Source organism: Streptomyces marispadix (assembly GCF_022524345.1).
GTDB lineage: Bacteria > Actinomycetota > Actinomycetes > Streptomycetales > Streptomycetaceae > Streptomyces > Streptomyces marispadix.
The window spans coordinates 2,187,975-2,205,019 of sequence record NZ_JAKWJU010000002.1; the positions used below are offsets into that span (position 1 = coordinate 2,187,975).

General features: G+C 69.2%; 14 protein-coding genes. 5 read left to right on the forward strand and 9 right to left on the reverse strand.

The annotated features are described in order from the left end of the window. Positions 1-4 precede the first annotated feature (4 nt). Positions 5-517 (reverse strand): DUF6912 family protein, encoded by a 513-nt coding sequence (locus MMA15_RS09290; RefSeq protein ID WP_241058646.1) that lies wholly within the window; start codon positions 515-517, stop codon positions 5-7. 342 nt (positions 518-859) lie between these two features. Here MMA15_RS09290 and MMA15_RS09295 point away from each other — a divergent pair, with 342 nt between their 5' ends. After that, positions 860-1,531: an Rv3235 family protein gene (locus MMA15_RS09295; RefSeq protein ID WP_241058647.1), complete on the forward strand. Its 672-nt coding sequence runs from the start codon at positions 860-862 to the stop codon at positions 1,529-1,531. A gap of 308 nt (positions 1,532-1,839) precedes the next feature. Here the strand turns inward: MMA15_RS09295 and secA are convergent, their stop codons facing one another. Continuing rightward, positions 1,840-4,932 (reverse strand): preprotein translocase subunit SecA, encoded by a 3,093-nt coding sequence (gene secA / locus MMA15_RS09300; protein WP_443732548.1) that lies wholly within the window; start codon positions 4,930-4,932, stop codon positions 1,840-1,842. Here secA and MMA15_RS09305 point away from each other — a divergent pair. Beyond that, complete coding sequence (locus MMA15_RS09305) at positions 4,832-5,413, forward strand: GNAT family N-acetyltransferase (RefSeq protein ID WP_241058648.1); 582 nt, start codon at positions 4,832-4,834, stop codon at positions 5,411-5,413. The two genes, secA and MMA15_RS09305, sit on opposite strands and share 101 nt — an antisense overlap. Positions 5,414-5,549: 136 nt before the next feature. Next, positions 5,550-6,770 (forward strand): winged helix-turn-helix domain-containing protein, encoded by a 1,221-nt coding sequence (locus MMA15_RS09310; protein ID WP_241058649.1) that lies wholly within the window; start codon positions 5,550-5,552, stop codon positions 6,768-6,770. Positions 6,771-6,883: 113 nt separating this feature from the next. On the opposite strand, the gene MMA15_RS09315 is transcribed toward MMA15_RS09310, so the two are convergent. The 7 genes from MMA15_RS09315 to mtnA all read right to left on the reverse strand — a co-directional run bounded on the left by MMA15_RS09315 (position 6,884) and on the right by mtnA (position 15,673). Beyond that, positions 6,884-7,639, reverse strand: coding sequence for a response regulator (locus MMA15_RS09315; RefSeq protein WP_241058650.1), 756 nt, complete (start codon positions 7,637-7,639; stop codon positions 6,884-6,886). Between the two features lie 147 nt (positions 7,640-7,786). Then, positions 7,787-8,485, reverse strand: coding sequence for a ribosome hibernation-promoting factor, HPF/YfiA family (gene hpf, locus MMA15_RS09320; RefSeq protein WP_241058651.1), 699 nt, complete (start codon positions 8,483-8,485; stop codon positions 7,787-7,789). Between the two features lie 437 nt (positions 8,486-8,922). Then, positions 8,923-9,693 (reverse strand): ComF family protein, encoded by a 771-nt coding sequence (locus MMA15_RS09325; RefSeq protein ID WP_241058652.1) that lies wholly within the window; start codon positions 9,691-9,693, stop codon positions 8,923-8,925. A gap of 212 nt (positions 9,694-9,905) precedes the next feature. Continuing rightward, a complete protein-coding gene (locus MMA15_RS09330) occupies positions 9,906-11,741 on the reverse strand; it encodes an LpqB family beta-propeller domain-containing protein (protein ID WP_241058653.1) in 1,836 nt (611 codons plus the stop codon). Next, entirely contained in the window at positions 11,741-13,765 is a 2,025-nt protein-coding gene (mtrB, locus tag MMA15_RS09335; protein WP_372498216.1) for an MtrAB system histidine kinase MtrB, read from the reverse strand. Before mtrB ends, MMA15_RS09330 begins: the two co-directional genes overlap by 1 nt. Positions 13,766-13,838: 73 nt before the next feature. Beyond that, positions 13,839-14,516, reverse strand: a complete 678-nt coding sequence (gene mtrA / locus MMA15_RS09340; RefSeq protein ID WP_028436107.1) for a two-component system response regulator MtrA — start codon at positions 14,514-14,516, stop codon at positions 13,839-13,841. Next, positions 14,513-15,673: an S-methyl-5-thioribose-1-phosphate isomerase gene (gene mtnA / locus MMA15_RS09345; protein ID WP_241058655.1), complete on the reverse strand. Its 1,161-nt coding sequence runs from the start codon at positions 15,671-15,673 to the stop codon at positions 14,513-14,515. The genes mtrA and mtnA overlap by 4 nt, the downstream gene beginning before the upstream one ends. 127 nt (positions 15,674-15,800) lie before the next feature. Between mtnA and MMA15_RS28180 the strand changes: the two genes are divergently transcribed. Then, on the forward strand, positions 15,801-16,517 hold the full coding sequence (locus tag MMA15_RS28180) for a hypothetical protein (RefSeq protein WP_308290529.1): 717 nt from the start codon (positions 15,801-15,803) through the stop codon (positions 16,515-16,517). Next, positions 16,514-17,041, forward strand: a complete 528-nt coding sequence (locus MMA15_RS28185; RefSeq protein ID WP_308290530.1) for a DUF7847 domain-containing protein — start codon at positions 16,514-16,516, stop codon at positions 17,039-17,041. Before MMA15_RS28180 ends, MMA15_RS28185 begins: the two co-directional genes overlap by 4 nt. The last annotated feature ends 4 nt before the right edge of the window (positions 17,042-17,045 follow it).

The window sequence follows — 17,045 nt, forward strand, 5'->3', positions numbered from 1 at the left end:
GGCCTCAGCCGGGCAGGTGCGGAATCTCCTGAGTGGCGTACCACAGCAGCTCGTGGTCCTCGGCGCCGTCGACGATGAACCGGGCGTCCTCGTCGCCCATGTCGGCGGCGCCGAGCGCGTCGGCCGCCGCCGTGACGTCCTCCACGGCGTCGCCGGAGTCCATGTGCACGGCCGCCGCCTTCGACATCGACAGCGCGCCCTCGATCCGTACCTCCCCGAGGGACTCCCGCTCCAGGCCACGGTCGGGATCGAAGGAGACCGCGCCGTCCGCCACGTCGAGCGCGACGACCACTCGCCGGCGCGGAACCTCCGGCCTGCCCGCCAGCAGCCGCAGCGACGCCTGCGCCGCGCGGTTGAGCGCCGCGTACTCCAACTCCTCGCTGTCGTCGGAGAGATACCACTCGCGCAGCCCCGGCGTGACCGCGTACGCGACGGTGCCGCCGCGCTCAGGCGCCAGTTCGCCGGCCCGGTGCGCCTCGCGCAGCGCTGGGAGGGTCAAAGGCACATAGACACGCATGGGGCTGCCGCTTTCGTGTATCGCCGGAGGGTCTGCCCCGCAAGGATAAGGGCCCAACGCCCGGCCCCCGCCGGGGAACCGTTGCACGAAGCCGCAGGTGGAAAGGGCCGGTCGTCAGCCTGATTCCGCCGATCAGCCTGATAGGTGATCGCTTCCGGCGGCTCGCCGCACCCATGATCACGCGTTGCGGCCGTGCGATCACGCCGCTACAACGATGAGCGAAGCTACCGCCCGGTAAAACTCGGCCCGGGGGCCTGCTCAAGCCCGATCACCGGCGCTGCTCACCGGCAGCTTCGTCAACGTGTTCCGTCATCGCATTTCCGTCACTCATCGGGGGACCCCATGGACGCTCCGCCCACACCGCCCGCAGCCGCCTCTCCGCGAAGCCGCCAGGCCACCGCGCGGAAGGCACCGCCGGGACGCCGCGACTCCCGGCGCCCGCAGATCCGCCGCCCTGAAACCCGCCGCCCCGAGGTCCGGCGCACAGAGGTCCGCCGCTCACGCCCGGCCACGGCCCGCCCCGCCGCATCGCCCTCCGCCTCCGCGCTGCGCGCCGCGGCAGCTAGGGAGCGGGAACGGCAGCCGCCCTTCTGGTTCGCCAGCCGGCTGGTGCTCGTACTGAGCGGACAGCGGCCCGTACACACGCTCCTGGGCCACACCCGCAGCTCCGCCTACGAACAGCTCGCGGGCCTCGCCTCCCACGCCCCACTGCGCCCGCGCGGAGCGGACCGCAGCAGCCCGGAGGTGCTGGACGCCCGCGGCAGCCGACCCAGCGACGGCGTCATCGAGGCGTTCGCCCGCATCGTCACCGGCGACCGGCAGCGGGCCATGGCCTTCCGCCTGGAACTGTGCCCCGACCGCCGCTGGCGCTGCGCCGCCGTAGAACTCGACGGCCAGTCACCGTCGGACCGCCACAGGCCCGGCGCCCAACAAGCCCACGACCAGGGGCCGTTCGGCGCGAAGCAGGACCACCGGGGATCAGACCGGCCTGAGCCCGCCGACCGCGAACCATGAACTGCGAGCCCACGTCGCGCACCCACGCGGCCGGGTCGACCACACAGCAGTAGGGGCCGGGACCTGCCGCCTCGGCGGGCAGCGGGCCCCGGCCGCTACAGCAACTCATGTGCGCAGACCGCGAAGGATCACGGCCCCCTCAGCGGTCGGCGCCGCAAGCGGTCGGCGGCTCAGCGGTGCAAGCGGCTCACTTCTTGCGCCGCTTGCCCTTCTGGGCCTTACGGCGCTCCGCCCGCGTCAGCCCGTCCGCCTCGGAACGGACCGGGCCGCCGTTGCCCGTCTCCAACTCGCCCTCCTCGACGCCGCCTTCAGCGGTCGGCGCCGAGTAGTGAAGCCTGTCCGGACGCTGCGGAGTGTCCAGGCCCTTGGCGCGGATCGCCGGAGCGGCACCCATCGCCGCACCCGCGGGCACGGCGCCCTCGCGGCTCCTTCTCCAGCGAAGCCTTCTCCTCGGGCTGCCGCTCCTCGACGGGAACCTCCTCGACCTGCTGCTCCACCTGCACCTCCAGGTTGAACAGATAGCCGACGGACTCCTCCTTGATGCCGTCCATCATGGCCTGGAACATGTCGAAGCCCTCACGCTGGTACTCCACCAGCGGGTCCTTCTGCGCCATGGCACGCAGGCCGATGCCCTCCTGGAGATAGTCCATCTCGTAGAGGTGCTCACGCCACTTGCGGTCCAGCACCGACAGCACCACGCGCCGCTCCAGCTCACGCATGATCTCGCTGCCCAGCTCCGCCTCACGCTGGTCGTACTGCTCGTGGATGTCGTCCTTGATGGACTCCACGATGAACTCCGCGGTGACGCCCTCGCGTTCACCCGCCGCGTCCTCAAGCTCCTCGATGGTGACCTTCACCGGGTAGAGCTGCTTGAACGCGCCCCACAGCCGGTCCAGATCCCACTCCTCGGCGAAGCCCTCGACCGTCTCGGCCTGGACGTACGCCTCGATCGTGTCGTCCATGAAGTGCCGCACCTGCTCGTGCAGATCCTCGCCCTCCAGGACGCGGCGGCGCTCCCCGTAGATGACCTCACGCTGCCGGTTGAGCACCTCGTCGTACTTCAGGACGTTCTTACGGATCTCGAAGTTCTGCTGCTCCACCTGCGACTGGGCCGAGGCGATGGCCCTGGTCACCATCTTGTTCTCGATGGGGACATCGTCCGGCACGTTCGCCATCGCCATCACACGCTCGACCATCTGCGCCTTGAACAGACGCATCAGATCGTCGCCGAGTGACAGATAGAAGCGGGACTCCCCCGGGTCGCCCTGACGGCCCGAACGGCCGCGGAGCTGATTGTCGATACGGCGCGACTCGTGCCGCTCGGTGCCCAGCACATACAGTCCGCCGAGCTCCTTGACCTCCTCGACGTCGTCCTTGACCGAACGCTCCGCCTTCTCCAAGGCGGCAGGCAGCGACGCCGCCCACTCCTCGGCGTGCTCCACCGGGTCGAGGCCGCGGTCGCGCAGCTCCTTCTCCGCCATGCCCTCGGCATTGCCGCCGAGCTTGATGTCCGTACCACGGCCGGCCATGTTCGTGGCGACCGTGACCGAGCCCTTGCGGCCCGCCTCCGCGACGATCGCCGCCTCACGCTCGTGGTTCTTCGCGTTCAGCACCTGGTGGCGCACACCGCGCTTGTTGAGCTGCTCCGAGAGGTACTCCGACTTCTCCACCGAGGTCGTGCCCACCAGGATCGGCTGGCCCTTCTCATGCTTCTCGGCGATGTCGTCGACGACCGCGTCGAACTTGGAGACCTCCGTGCGGTAGATCAAGTCCGCCTGGTCCTGCCGCGCCACCGGGCGGTGCGTCGGAATCGGCACGACGCCCAGCTTGTAGATCTGGTGGAACTCGGCGGCCTCCGTCATGGCCGTACCCGTCATGCCCGACAGCTTGTCGTAGAGACGGAAGAAGTTCTGAAGCGTGATCGTGGCGAGAGTCTGGTTCTCGTCCTTGATCTCCACGCCTTCCTTGGCCTCGATCGCCTGATGCATGCCCTCGTTGTAGCGGCGCCCGGCGAGGATACGGCCGGTGTGCTCGTCCACGATCATGACCTCGCCGTCGATGACGACGTAGTCCTTGTCCTTGTGGTACAGCTCCTTGGCCTTGATGGCGTTGTTGAGATAACCCACCAGCGGCGTGTTCACCGACTCGTAGAGATTGTCGATGCCGAGCCAGTCCTCGACCTTGACGACGCCCTGCTCGTGAATGCCGACCGTGCGCTTCTTCTCCTCGACCTCGTAGTCCCCGGTCTCGGGCTTCTGCGTACGGGCGTCACCGGCCTCGCCCTTCTCGAGGCGCTTCACGAGCTTGGCGAAGTCGCTGTACCACTTCGTCGCCTGGTCTGCCGGGCCCGAGATGATCAGCGGGGTGCGCGCCTCGTCGATGAGGATCGAGTCGACCTCGTCGACGATCGCGAAGTTGTGGCCGCGCTGGACCAGTTCGTCCTTCGACCACGCCATGTTGTCGCGCAGATAGTCGAAACCGAACTCGTTGTTCGTGCCGTAGGTGATATCGCAGTTGTACTGCTCGCGGCGCTCCTGCGGCGTCATGTGCGCCACGATGCAGCCGACCGTCAGACCCAGGAAACGGTGGACGCGGCCCATCCACTCCGAGTCACGCTGCGCCAGATAGTCGTTGACGGTGATGATGTGCACGCCGTCGCCCGAGATCGCGTTCAGATAAGCGGGCAGCGTGCCGACCAGGGTCTTGCCCTCACCGGTCTTCATCTCCGCGACATAACCGAGGTGCAGCGCCGCGCCGCCCATGATCTGCACGTCGTAATGACGCTCGCCGAGCACGCGCTTCGCGGCTTCGCGGACGGTCGCGAAAGCCTCCGGCATCAGGTCCTCGAGGCTTTCGCCCTCCGCGTACCGCTCCTTGTACTCATCCGTGAGGGCCCGGAGTTCCGCATCCGACAGGTCCACGAAGTCCTCTTCGATGGAATTCACCTGCCGCACGACGCGGTCCAGCCTGCGCAGGATCTTGCCTTCACCTGCGCGCATGAGCTTGCCGAAGACGGACACTTGGGGTGGCTCCTTGCCGGTCGAACCTGGCACGGTCAGTGCGCGGACACGGCGATACGGTCGCCGCCGCACCGGCCATCGTATGCGAGGGACGTACGCCCCTGTACCCCTAACGGTCCGGAGCGCTCGAAGGTGCCGGGTCCCGGCCGCGAGGCGAAATCCCCGCACCGGCACGGACATACGGGAAGACCTACAGGAACAGGCATACGGCAGCCCGCGCAGTGCCGGGCGGACCCAAAGTGCCGCGCGGCCCGCACGGCGGCGGAGGCACAATCGCCCCATGGAGCCCACCACCCTCAGCACCGGACGCCTGCTGCTGCGCCCCTTCGACGACAGGGACGTCGAAGCGGTGCGGTCCGCCTGCCAGGACCCGGAGATCATGCGCTGGATACCCGTGCCGGACCCCTACGGGCGCAAGGAGGCAGAGGAGTTCGTACTGGGCGTGAACCCGGCGGGCTGGCGCGAGGACACCATGTACAACTTCGGCGTCTTCACGAAATCGGGCGACCTCGTCGGCTCCATGGGCCTCGTGCGCCTGGCCCAGCTCCGCACCCCCGAACGCCAGGCCGAACTCGGCTTCTGGACGGTCAAGGAACAGCGCCGCAAGGGCTACACGGTCGAGGCCGGACGGGCCGTCGTCGACTGGGCGTTCACATCGCTGAAGGCCGAACGCCTGGAGTGGGTCGCCGAGGTGGGCAACGAGGCGTCCCGGAGCGTCGCACTGCGGCTGGGCTTCGCGATGGAGGGGACCCAGCGCGCGAGGATCGCCCACCGCGGCACGAGAAGGGACGCGTGGGTCGCGACGCTGCTCCCTCTCGACGTGGGCATGACGATGGAGACGCCGTACCTGCCCGCCCGATGAGCGGCGGGCTCGCGGGCCACGGGCCTCGCTGACGGCGCGCGGACGCACGAGGCCGCGTGCCCGGTGGGCGCCCCGAAAGCCCGCGCGATCCGGCCGCCGGGTCCCGTTGTCAGTGGCGGCGCATATCGTCTGCCGCATGACGACTGCGGAGATCTCCCTCTCCGCCGACGAGGCCCGGCGCGTGGCCCTGTCGGCGCAAGGGCTGCTGGGCGCGCCGGACCGCAGAGCGGGGGTGCGCGGAGTGCTGCGGCGGCTCGGTGCCGTCCAGCTCGATACCATCTCCGTGCTGGCGCGCTCGCACGAGCTCATTCCCTACGCACGGCTGGGCGCCGTCGGCCGGACCGTGGTCGAATCGGCGTACTGGACGGGCGGCCACAGCTTCGAATACTGGTCGCACGCCGCATGCATCCTGCCCGTGGAGGAATGGCCGCACTTCGCCTTCAGACGGCGTGAGCGGCGCGCCCGCGGGCACCGCTGGCACATCCTGGAGGACCGCGACCGGGCCTGCGCCGCCGTACGGGACAGGCTCAAGGCCGACGGGCCGCTGACCACCACGGAGCTGGGCGGCGGGAAGAACGGCGGCGAGTGGTTCGACTGGTCGGAGACGAAGATCGCCGTGGAGTGGCTGCTCGACACCGGTGAGGTCGTCTGCACCGAGCGGCGCGGCTGGAAGCGGGTCTACGACCTCGCTGAACGTGCCATCCCGGACGAGCTGCTGCACGACGACATCGACGACCACGAATGCATACGGCGCCTGGTGGCGCAGGCCGGTGCGGCCATGGGCGTGGCGACGCGCGCCGACCTCGCGGACTACCACCGGCTCAAGGGAGAGCAGGTGGAAGCCGTGCTGCCCGAGACGGGGCTGGTGCCGGTGGAGGTCGAGGGCTGGGGGAAGCCCGCATGGGCCGACCCCGCGGCCGTCGAGACCGCACCGCGCGGGCGGCACCGCACGACGCTCCTCTCGCCCTTCGACTCCCTGATCTGGGACAGGCCGCGTACGCAGCGGATATTCGGCTTCACACACCGGCTCGAGGCGTACGTTCCAAGGCCCAAGCGCATACACGGCTACTTCGCGATGCCGCTGCTGTCCGGCGGCAGGCTGCTGGGCCGAGTCGACCCGGGCCGGGAGGGCACGACCCTGGTGGCACGGCAGGTCTCCATGGCCGGACGCAAGGCGGTGGCGCCGATGGCCAGGGCGCTGTGGGAGGCGGCGTCCTGGGTGGGCTGCGACGAGGTGCGGGTGGAGCGCTGCGACGACGCGAAGCTCGCGGAGGCACTGGGCCGGGCGCTCACGGGAGACTCCGGGGAGGAGCCGGGAGCCGAAGCGGGCGTGGCAGCGAGCGCGGGGGCCGACTGAGCGGACGCCGGATGTGCGGGCGGTGGCCTGGGTGGATGCAAACCCGGGGTCAGGTGAGCGGGGGCCTGGACCGGGGCCCGGTTTGAGGCCTCGGGTGGGGCACAGCAGGCCCGTCAGCGGATCTCGAGGATCTTCTCCCGCATCGCGTAGACCACGGCCTCCATGCGCGAGTGGAGCTGAAGCTTCTCCAGGATGTTGCGGACGTGGTTCTTCACGGTGTTCTCGCTGATGAACAGCTCTTTCGCGATGTCCCGGTTGTTCATGCCCGTCGCGACGAGCTTGAGCACTTCGAGTTCGCGGTCCGTCAGCTTCGGAGCAGGCACCAGCTTGCTCTCGTCGGTGCGCTGGATCATCGACTTGAACTCGGTGAGAAGCTTCGCCGCCATCGACGGACTGATCTGCGACTGCCCGTCCGCCACCGCGCGAATCGCCGCCGAAACCTCGTCCGTTGAGATCTCCTTGAGGAGATAACCCGTCGCTCCGGCCTTGATGGCGTCGTAGAGGTCGGCCTCCTCGTCGCTGATCGTCAGCATGATGATCTTCGCGCTGGGGGCCACCTCCTTGATGGAGGTGCACGCCTCGATCCCGCCGCGCTTCGGCATCCGCACATCCATCAGCACGATGTCCGGCAGCAGATCCGCGGCCTTCTCGACGGCTTCCGCCCCGTCTCCCGCCTCACCGACGACCTGGATGTCCTCCTCCTGAGCAAGGACGATCTCCAGCCCGCGCCGGAAGAGTTCATGGTCGTCCACGACCAGCACACGGATCGGCTCCGGCTGCTGCCGCTCATGCGCGGGGCCGTCCTCAACCGCGACCCGTACCGGGTGCGCTTCCGCCATGGGCATCACGGGCCCGAAGCTTTCCGCCATCGATCCTCCCCCTGAAGGCTATGCCGCGCCAACCGCGCTGCACAGGGCACAGGTTGACCAGTGAGGCCATAATTCCACGTTCGCGCCCCCGGCCGAGTTCTCGACCCGGTCCGGGGGCGCGGTCTCAACGGTTCCGAGAGCGGTCGGTCAGCCGCCCAGCGCGCCGCCGGCTTCAGGAGGCGGTTCGACGGCGAAGGGATCCGGGTCCAGGTGGATCACGCCGTAGTCGTAGCCGTGACGGCGGTAGACGACGCTGGGCTGCTTGGTCTCGGAGTCGACGAAGAGATAGAAGTCGTGGCCGATCAACTCCATTTCGTAGAGAGCCTGGTCCAAAGCCATCGGCGCGGCGGCGTGTGTCTTCTCACGGACGACGAGCGGGCCGTCGCCCTGGACCTCCAACGGGCCCACCCTGGTGGTCATCGGCTTCTCTTCGGTCTTGACCGGTGCGGGTGGCTCCGCCGCGGCGTCGAGCTGTCCGTTGAGTTCTGCCGCGAGGTGCGCTGTAGCTGCCGCGACGCTGATCGGCGTGCGGCTTCCACCACGGTGTACCCGGCGCTTGTCGTGCTGCTTACGCAGCCGTGCCTCCAGCTTGGCCGCTGCCAGGTCCAGCGCAGCGTAGGGGTCGGAGGCCGCTGCCTCCGCGCGAATGACCGGCCCGCGAGTGCGGAGGGTGATCTCCACCCTCTCGGAACGGTCGGCCTGCCGGGGATTGTGTTCCTTGCACACCTCGACATCCAGGTTGATCACCTTTCCGTCGAGCTTTTGGATCTTCGCCAGCTTCTCGGCCACGTGCTTACGGAACCTCTCGGGCACCTCTGTCTTGCGGCCCTTGACGACGATGTCCACGCAGAACTCCGTTCCCGGAGCACTCCGCATATCGAAACGGAGTGCGTCCTTTGTGCACTGACACCGGAGGCTCAGGGCCTGCTCTGCCGCCAGCCTCCGGAACCTCGGCTTGCGACTGTCACCTCCTTCTCCCCCTCGGGGAAGATCGTCACCCAATCTCGAACGTACCTCTACACGCCAAGGCTGGGCACCCCCTACTGACACGTACCTACGTTCAGGTATCAATCTGCGACAACGAGCCACCTCTGCTTCTGATCTCTGGTAGCTGTGCGCGAGTTTCGGGACAGGGACGGGTGGGGCGTGACGGGGCTCGGGAGCGCAATCTTCCGCTTTTCGGGGCGGGTTTTCCGCCTTTCAGCGGACCAAGCCGGGCACCCTGGCGCCGAACGCCCTCCGGTTTCGGGGCTTAAGTTCAAGTGTGCGCCTCCGGAAAGGTTTTACGTTCTCGACCGGGACGCGATCGACCGGGACGCGACAACCGCCGCCGTCGGCACGCGCCGCTCCGGGCCCGCCGTCCGTAGCTGCTCAGCGAGCGCGCGAGCGGCCTCCGCCAACGAAGCGCCCGTGGTCATCACATCGTCCACCAGCAGCGTCTCCCCCTCGGCCAGCAGCCGTCCGCTGCCCGGCACCAACTCCAGTGCGCCGTCGAGATTCGCCGCCCGCTGCCGCGCGCTCAGCCCTGCCTGATCCGCGACCGTGCGTCGCTGCCGAAGCACAGCCAGCACGCGCGCCGGTACGCCGCCACGACGCAACTCCCGCGCCGCAGCCCGAGCCATCCGCCGCACGGGATCATGGCCACGAGCGGCGACGGAGCGGGTGGAGGAGGGGATGGGGACGAGCGTCAGGGGGGCCTCCCCGCCCCCCACCCCCTCCCCCACTCCCCCCGTGTGCCGCGTCTGTGCGGTGGCCTCGCGGACTGCTGCGGCCAGCAACGACCCCAAGGGGGCCGCCAGTCGGAGCGCGCCGCGCTCTTTGTGGGCGAGCAGCAGCGCCCGTACTTCACCGGCGTACGGCAGCGCCGCGTACACCCTGGGCAGGCCGTACGGCACCGGCGAGGGCCATACCCGACGCGGAAGTGCGTTCGCCAGCGCGCTGCCGCACGGATCGCACAACTCCCCGCGTACTCGCGGCAGTCCGCAGGCCGCGCACTGCGACGGCAGCACCAGTCCTGCGAGTTCCTGTCGTAGTTCTTGGAACAACCCCCGCATATGGATCACTTTCTCAGCGGGGGGCGGGCTTCGCCAGCCCTGTGGATAACTCTGGGCTGGGCTACCTCACCAGGGCTTTTCGCCTTCTCCAAGCAGCACGGCTCCCGCGACCGTCCCAGCACGCGGAGCCCTCCGCTTTCGCGAGGCGCCGCCCCGGCCAGCGCCCGCTCGCGCCCCGGCCCGGCCCCGCCGCCACCGGCTCGCGCCCGCGCCTATCCCGGGTACGCCGGGCTCGTCCCGCTGTCCGTCAGCGTCTTCCAGTTGGCGTCAGGCGGCAGCCGTACGATGCCGTCTTCGGAGTCGGCGAGCAGCGGCTTGCTCACGTCCTCCGAAGCGGCCACGCCCGTAACGTCGTTGATGCCGGGCAGAGTCGGCTGGTTCGAAGCCGAGCCGTCGGTTTCGATGTACTGCATCTGCTGCACGCTTCCCGACTCGCGCCCCACGACGACCAGTCGGCTGCCGCCCGCCCATGACATCGCCGAGACGTCTTCGAACTGCGGCGCGAGCGGCCGCAGTGCGGTGATGGTCACCTGCGGGTCGTTGGCCGTTCCCTTGCGCTGGACTCGTCCCAGCCTGAGCGTGCGCGAGCCGTCCTTCTGGCGTATGTGCAGCGCCATTCGTACGCCGTCGGACGCGATTCGCAGCGACTCGATCCGCTCGTCTTCGCCCAGTCCGGGGACGTCGACTTCTTCGGGCTTCTCCTTGCCGCCCGCCAGGCGCAGCAGACGCGGGTTGTCGGGGTCCCGGTCGGCGATCCACAGGTCGCCCAGGCCGTCCCAACTGGGCGCTGTCAGCCGCTCGTTCTCGTGTTTCGCCTTGCTCGTCAGTACGGGCTCTCCCAGCTCGGCGTCCTCCGTGAGGCGTGAGACGTAGAGGGAGCGGCCCGCGCGGGAGACGGCGGCGCCTTCCTGTTCGGCGCGGTTGACGGCGACGGCGCCCATCTCCGTCTCGCCCTTGCCGAGGGCGCCTTCGACGGGTGTCGGGTCGTCGCTGCCTTCTTCGAAGGAGGAGACGCGGTGGTCGCCGTCGACGAAGTACTGGTGCGACGCACGGCCGTTGAGCCGGCCCGGCTCGTAGTCCTCGGTCTGTTCGCGTGTGCGCTCGCATCGCGTGTCGCCGTCGGGGCCTGCGATGGCCACCTTGCCGACCTTCGCGGATGCCTGGTCCTGCACGGTGTGCAGCAGTTGGGCGGCCATGCGTATGCAGCGTGCTTCGCTCACTTTGGCGCCCCTGGCGTTGAGGCGGACGCTGAGCGCTCCCGAGTCGTCCAGCGACAGATGCTGGCGTGGGGCGAGCCGTGTGCCCTTGGGGAAGGACGAGTGAACGACGGGGTCGATCCAGCCTGTCGGTCCGTCGAGCAGTGCGTCGACGGTGGCGGTGACGGGGTCTATGCGGCGGCGCAGGAAGACCGGGTCGCCGACCAGTACGTCCTTGCCGCCGGTGATCGACTCGGAGTCGGTGCCGAGTTCCGCGTAGTAGTAGTTGTTGATGGGGCGGTAGATGCGCTGGAAGTCGGATTCGCCGAGCACGAGTCCGTCGGGGAGCCGGTCGATCCGCCACTCTCCGTCTTCTTTGGTGAGGTGGAAGCCTTCCGCGTAGTCGCCGGATGAGGGCGAGTAGGCGTGTTTGTCGTCGACTTCGGCGACGCGGGTGCCGGTGACCTGGACGGTGAAGCCGCTGCCGCCGCCTGCGTCCCGGCGGGCGTTGCCGGGTGTGGGTCCTTCCGAGACGACGCTGGTGGTCGAGAAGGGGTCCCAGCGCTGGGACGTGCGGTCGGTCAGGTATTCCCTGGCTGTGGAGAAGGCCGCCTCGTCGCTGGTCGTCGCCTCAAGAAAGCCGCGGACGATCTGCTGGGGCTTCTCGCCCTTCTGTGGGCTGACGCCGAAGACGCGTACCTGTGAGTCGGATTCGGTTCGGTGCGAGGAGTCGACGTGGTCGACGGAGCCGTCGTCGGGCATGGAGGCGCAGCCCGCCAACAGCAGTGCGAGGACGGCCAGTCGGGCCGCCGCTACCGTCGCGCGGCCACCGCTTCGGCGCTCGGCGCCCATCAGGCTTCTCCGTCTTCGCGGGTGGGCTCGTCGGTGGTACGGGAGGAGGTGGCGCGGGGGGCGGCGACCGTGGAGGCGGGGCGGGCCTGTGCCGATGGCGGCTGCGTCGTGGTTCGCGGTCCGGTTGCCTCTGCGGTCTCCGCCGTAGTCCCCGTCGAGGTAGGGGTCTTGGTCTGTGTGCTGGGTGTCTGGGCAGTGGCTTTGGCGGGTGTTCTCGCTGCCGTCTGCCGGGCCTGTGCGGGGACGACGCCTCGTCCGTTGTGCTGCCCGTGTGCCGCCGCGCGTCTGCGGCGGGAGTCGGCCGGCTGTAGTGGTAGGGGCGAGGAGTGCACTGTCTCCCCCGCCGTGCAGGGAAGTGTGAGCCGGAATTGGGAGCCGCCGCCTGGTTCGCCCCACACCTGGAGCCAGCCGCCGTGCAGCCGGGCGTCCTCCAGTGCGATGGACAGGCCGAGTCCGGAGCCTCCTGTCGTGCGGGCGCGGGCGGGGTCGGCTCGCCAGAAGCGGTTGAAGACGCGTTCCGCTTCGCTGTTGCTGAGCCCGACTCCGTAGTCGCGGACGGCCACTGCGACCGCTCCGCCTCCGGTGGCCAGCCGTACGACGACGTCGTGGCCTTCGCCGTGCTCTATGGCGTTGTCGACGAGGTTGCGCAGCACTCGTTCGATGCGGCGTCCGTCGGCCTCCGCGACCACGGGTTTGTCGTCGCCGCGTACGAGGACGCGGCTGCCCTTGCGGTCGGCGAGGGGTTCGCATCCGTCGACGACGCGGCGTACGACGTCACGCAGGTCGATGGGGTCGGCTTCGAGGTTGGCGGCTCCGGCGTCGAAGCGGCTGATCTCCAGCAGGTCGCCCAGCAGGGATTCGAAGCGGTCGAGCTGGCCGAGCAGCAGTTCGGCGGAGCGTGCGGTGGCGGGGTCGAATTCCTGCCGTGCCTCGTGGATCACGTCGGCGGCCATGCGGACCGTGGTGAGCGGTGTACGCAGCTCGTGGGAGACGTCCGAGACGAAGCGGCGCTGCATGCGGGAGAGTTCCTCGAGCTGCTGGATCTTCACCTGGAGGTTCTGCGCCATCTTGTTGAAGGATTCGCCGAGCCGGGCGATGTCGTCCTCGCCTGTGACTTTCATGCGTTCCTGGAGTCTTCCGGCCGCGAGGCGTTCGGAGATGCCCGCTGCCATTCGTACGGGCGTGACGACTTGCCGTACCACCAGCCATGCGATCGCGCCGAGCAGTACGACCACGAAGACGCCGGCGGTGGCGAGGGTGCCCTTGACGAGGTTCAGCGACTCTTCTTCGAGCGTGAACGGGAAGACGTAGTACATCTGGTACGGGGCGCCGCCGGCGTCGTTGAGTCGCTTGCCGACGATGAGTCCGGCGGTGCTGCTGCCGTCCTGGCGGTAGACCTTCGCGTAGCGCTGGTGGGTGCCGGGTTGTTTGTCGAGGGCTTTGCGCAGGTCGGCGGGGATGCTCTCCTCGGGGCGGATGTCGCCGGAGGCGCGTGGGCCGCGGGTGGTGGAGCGCTGGTTGCCTAGGAAGGGCGATTCGTCGTTCTGGGATCCGAGGGCGACGACGGAGTAGACGCCTTGGCCGCCGCTGGCGAGCTGTTCGACCAGGTTGTTGAGCCAGGTGCCGGTGTTCTGGGTGCTGCGGAGGCCGCTTCCGGGCCTGCCTTCTCCTTCGCCGCTGCGGCCGCTTCCGGCGCTGTCGGCCATCTCCTGGGCGGCTGCGAATCCGCCTGCGGCTTGGCTCTGGGCGGTTTTCTCCTTGGCGTCGAGGAGGCCGTTGCGTACCTGGCCGATGACGACGATGCCCAGGAGCAGCACTACGCCGAGCGACATCAGGAGGGTCGCTGCGACCACGCGTAGCTGGATGTTGCGCCGCCACAGCCGCAGTACGGGCAGCAGCGGGCGGCGTACCCAGCGGATGAAGAAGCGGATGACGGGGTGGGCCCGGGGGCCTGTGGTGCCTTCGGGGAGCAGTCCTTCGGAGAACAGTGCTCCGCTGCGCCACAGCCTCCGGAATGTGGACATTTCGGACTCTTGGGCCGTGGCTTCGGCTCCGTCCGTGCCGACGCGATCCTGGACGGAACCGTTCCGGGTCATCTCAGCCGGGTCCTGCCTTGTATCCGACCCCGCGCACCGTCACGACGATCTCCGGACGTTCCGGATCACGCTCGACCTTGGAGCGCAGACGCTGAACATGCACGTTGACCAGGCGGGTGTCGGCGGCATGCCGGTAGCCCCACACCTGCTCGAGCAGCACCTCGCGGGTGAAGACCTGCCACGGCTTACGAGCGAGCGCCACCAGCAGGTCGAACTCCAGCGGCGTCAGCGCTATGGACACTCCGTCCCGCTTCACCGAGTGACCTGCGACGTCGATCACCAGGTCGCCGATGGCAAGCTGCTCGGGCGCCGGGTCGTCCGAGCGGCGAAGCCTCGCCCGGATCCTCGCCACCAGTTCCTTGGGCTTGAACGGCTTGACGATGTAGTCGTCGGCCCCGGACTCCAGGCCCACCACCACATCCACGGTGTCGGTCTTGGCGGTCAGCATGACCACCGGCACTCCGGACTCGGCGCGGATCAGGCGGCAGACCTCGATGCCGTCCCTGCCGGGCAGCATCAGATCGAGCAGAACCAGATCCGGTTTCGTCTCGCGGAAGGCGGCGAGCGCCTTGTCGCCGTCCGACACGAACGACGGTTCAAAGCCTTCGCCGCGCAGCACGATGCCGAGCATCTCTGCCAGTGCGGTGTCGTCGTCGACGACAAGGACGCGTCCCTTCATGCGTTCATCATCCCATTACCCCCTCGTGACGTCGTCGTTCGTGACGGGGAACACAGCCCCGCGACAGTTTCGCTGGTGACGGGCGAGATCACACCCCGCTCGGTGACCACAGCCGTCACCAGCTCCGGCGGGGTCACGTCGAAGGCCGGGTTGTAGGCATCGGCCCCGGCCGGGGCCACGGCTATGCCGTCGTCGCGCTCCCCCCGTGATTCCGGATGGTACGGCGACTTCCCCGCGGAGACAGGTGCGAAGACGTGCGTCACCTCCTGAGCAGGCCGCTGCTCCACGACGATGTCCCCTCCCCGTTTCGTTTCGAGATCGACGGTGGTCACCGGCGCGACCACCACGAACGGGACCCCGTGGTGCCTGGCCAGCACCGCGAGCGGATAGCTGCCCACCTTGTTGGCCACCGAGCCGTCCGCCGCGATCCGGTCGGCGCCGATCAGCACCGCGTCCACCTGCCCTGCCGCGAACAGCGAACCTGCCGCGCCGTCGGCGAGGACGCTGAATCGCATCCCTTCCCGGGTTGCCTCGTAGGCGGTCAGCCGCGCCCCTTGCAGCAGCGGCCTCGTCTCGTCCACCCACAGCCGGTCCAGCTCACCTGCCGCGTGTACGTCGGCGACGACCGCGAACGCAGTGCCACGGCCGCCGGAGACGAGGATCCCGGTGTTGCAGTGCGTGAGCAGCCTCATCGGCCGACGGGACACCAGTTCGCCGAGGAGGCCGTGCCCGAGACGCGCCATCCTCGTACTCGCCTCGGCGTCCTCCTCATGCAGCGCCCTGGCCTCGGCCAGGGCCACGGCTGCCGCACGCTCCGTACCGGCCCCGCCGTCGACCGCCGTGCGGTAGGCGCCTTCCACTCGCCGCACGCCCGCGGCCAGGTTCACGGCCGTCGGACGTGCGGACGCCAGACGGTCCGCCGCCTCGGCGACATCGTGGCCACGGGCGGCGGCGAGCGCGACGCCGTAGCCCCCGGCGACGCCCAGCAGGGGAGCCCCCCGCACCGACAGGGCACGGATCGCGGCCACCAGGTCGTCCGCACCGCTGCACATGAGCTCGGCTTCCTCGGCCGGGAGCCTCGTCTGGTCGAGAAGCGCCAGTACCGGCCCCTCAGGGGTATCCGCCCAGCGCAGCACTGGGACACCATGATCTGCCATTCGCACAGTCTGCCTCGCCGTGCGACGACTTCTGAAGGAGATCCAAGAAGCCGGGGCCCGCCCGCCGTCGAGGGAGGGCGTGGGACGATGGCAGTCAAACAGGCGATGCAGCGACCGAGACCTCGAGGTGACGACAAGTGAACGACTCTCCGGGCTGGACACCGCCCGGATCTCCTTCCCCCGATCGTTCGCCCGACGGCGAGGAGACCGCCAAGGCGCCAGGGAGCACACCGCATCAGCCGCCGTCGAACGATCCGCCCAGGAACTGGTCCGCGCAGCAACCGCCCGCTCAACCGGGCCCGGCCTGGGGGCTCCTCCTCCTGGCAGACCCGGCTGGGACCACTGGGGCGGCTCCTGGAGCCAGCCGCCCGCCGCGAAGCCGGGGATCATCCCCCTTCGTCCGCTGGGCGTCGGCGAGATACTGGACGGCGCCGTCACCACCATGCGCGCCCACTGGCGCACGGTGCTGGGCATCTCTCTCGCTGTCGCCGTAGTCGTCCAGCTCGTCGCCACCGTCGTCAACGGCCTGTGGCTGGCGGACGCCTCCAACCTCGACGCGCTGACCAGGGACCCGCAGCCCAGCCCCGACGAACTCATGGACGCCATGACCGGTTCGCTGAGGATCTCCGGTGTACGCGCCCTCGTCGAGACCCTCGGCACCGTGCTCGCGACGGCGATGCTCACGATCGTCGTCAGCCGTGCGGTGCTCGGCCGTTCCGTGTCCGCAGGCGAGGCATGGCGGGACTCGCGGCCTCAACTGCTGCGCCTGCTGGGCCTGTTGTTCCTCTCCTTCCCCTGCTCGTCGCCCTGGCGGTGTTCGCAGGGTCCGCGCCGGGAGGCGTGATCCTCGCGGCTGGCGCGAGGACCCTCGGCGTCGCCGTACTCGTCGTGGGACTGATCGCCGGTCTTGTCGCAGCCGTATGGATCTGGGTCCGCTTCAGTCTTGCCGCTCCGGCACTGATGCTGGAGAAACAAGGCGTCATCACCGCGATGCGGCGCTCCGCCAAGCTCGTACGGGGCAGTTGGTGGCGCATCTTCGGTGTGCAGTTGCTTGCCACGATCCTCGTCGTCATCGTGGCCTCGATCATTCAGATGCCTGCCACGCTGATCGGCATGGTCGCCTCCGGTCAGGGACTCTCCGCTTTCGCCGAAGGAGCGCCGGTCACAAGCTGGTCCTACTTGATCGCCGTGGGCATCGGCGCCGTCATCGCGTCCACGATCACCTTCCCCATCCGTGCGGGAGTCACCGCGCTGCTCTATCTCGACCAGCGCATCCGGCGGGAAGCCCTCGACCTCGAACTCGCCCGCGCCGCAGGCGTTCCCGGCTACGGCGGCACACAGCCCGACGGCCCCGCCGCCGGGAGCTGAGGTG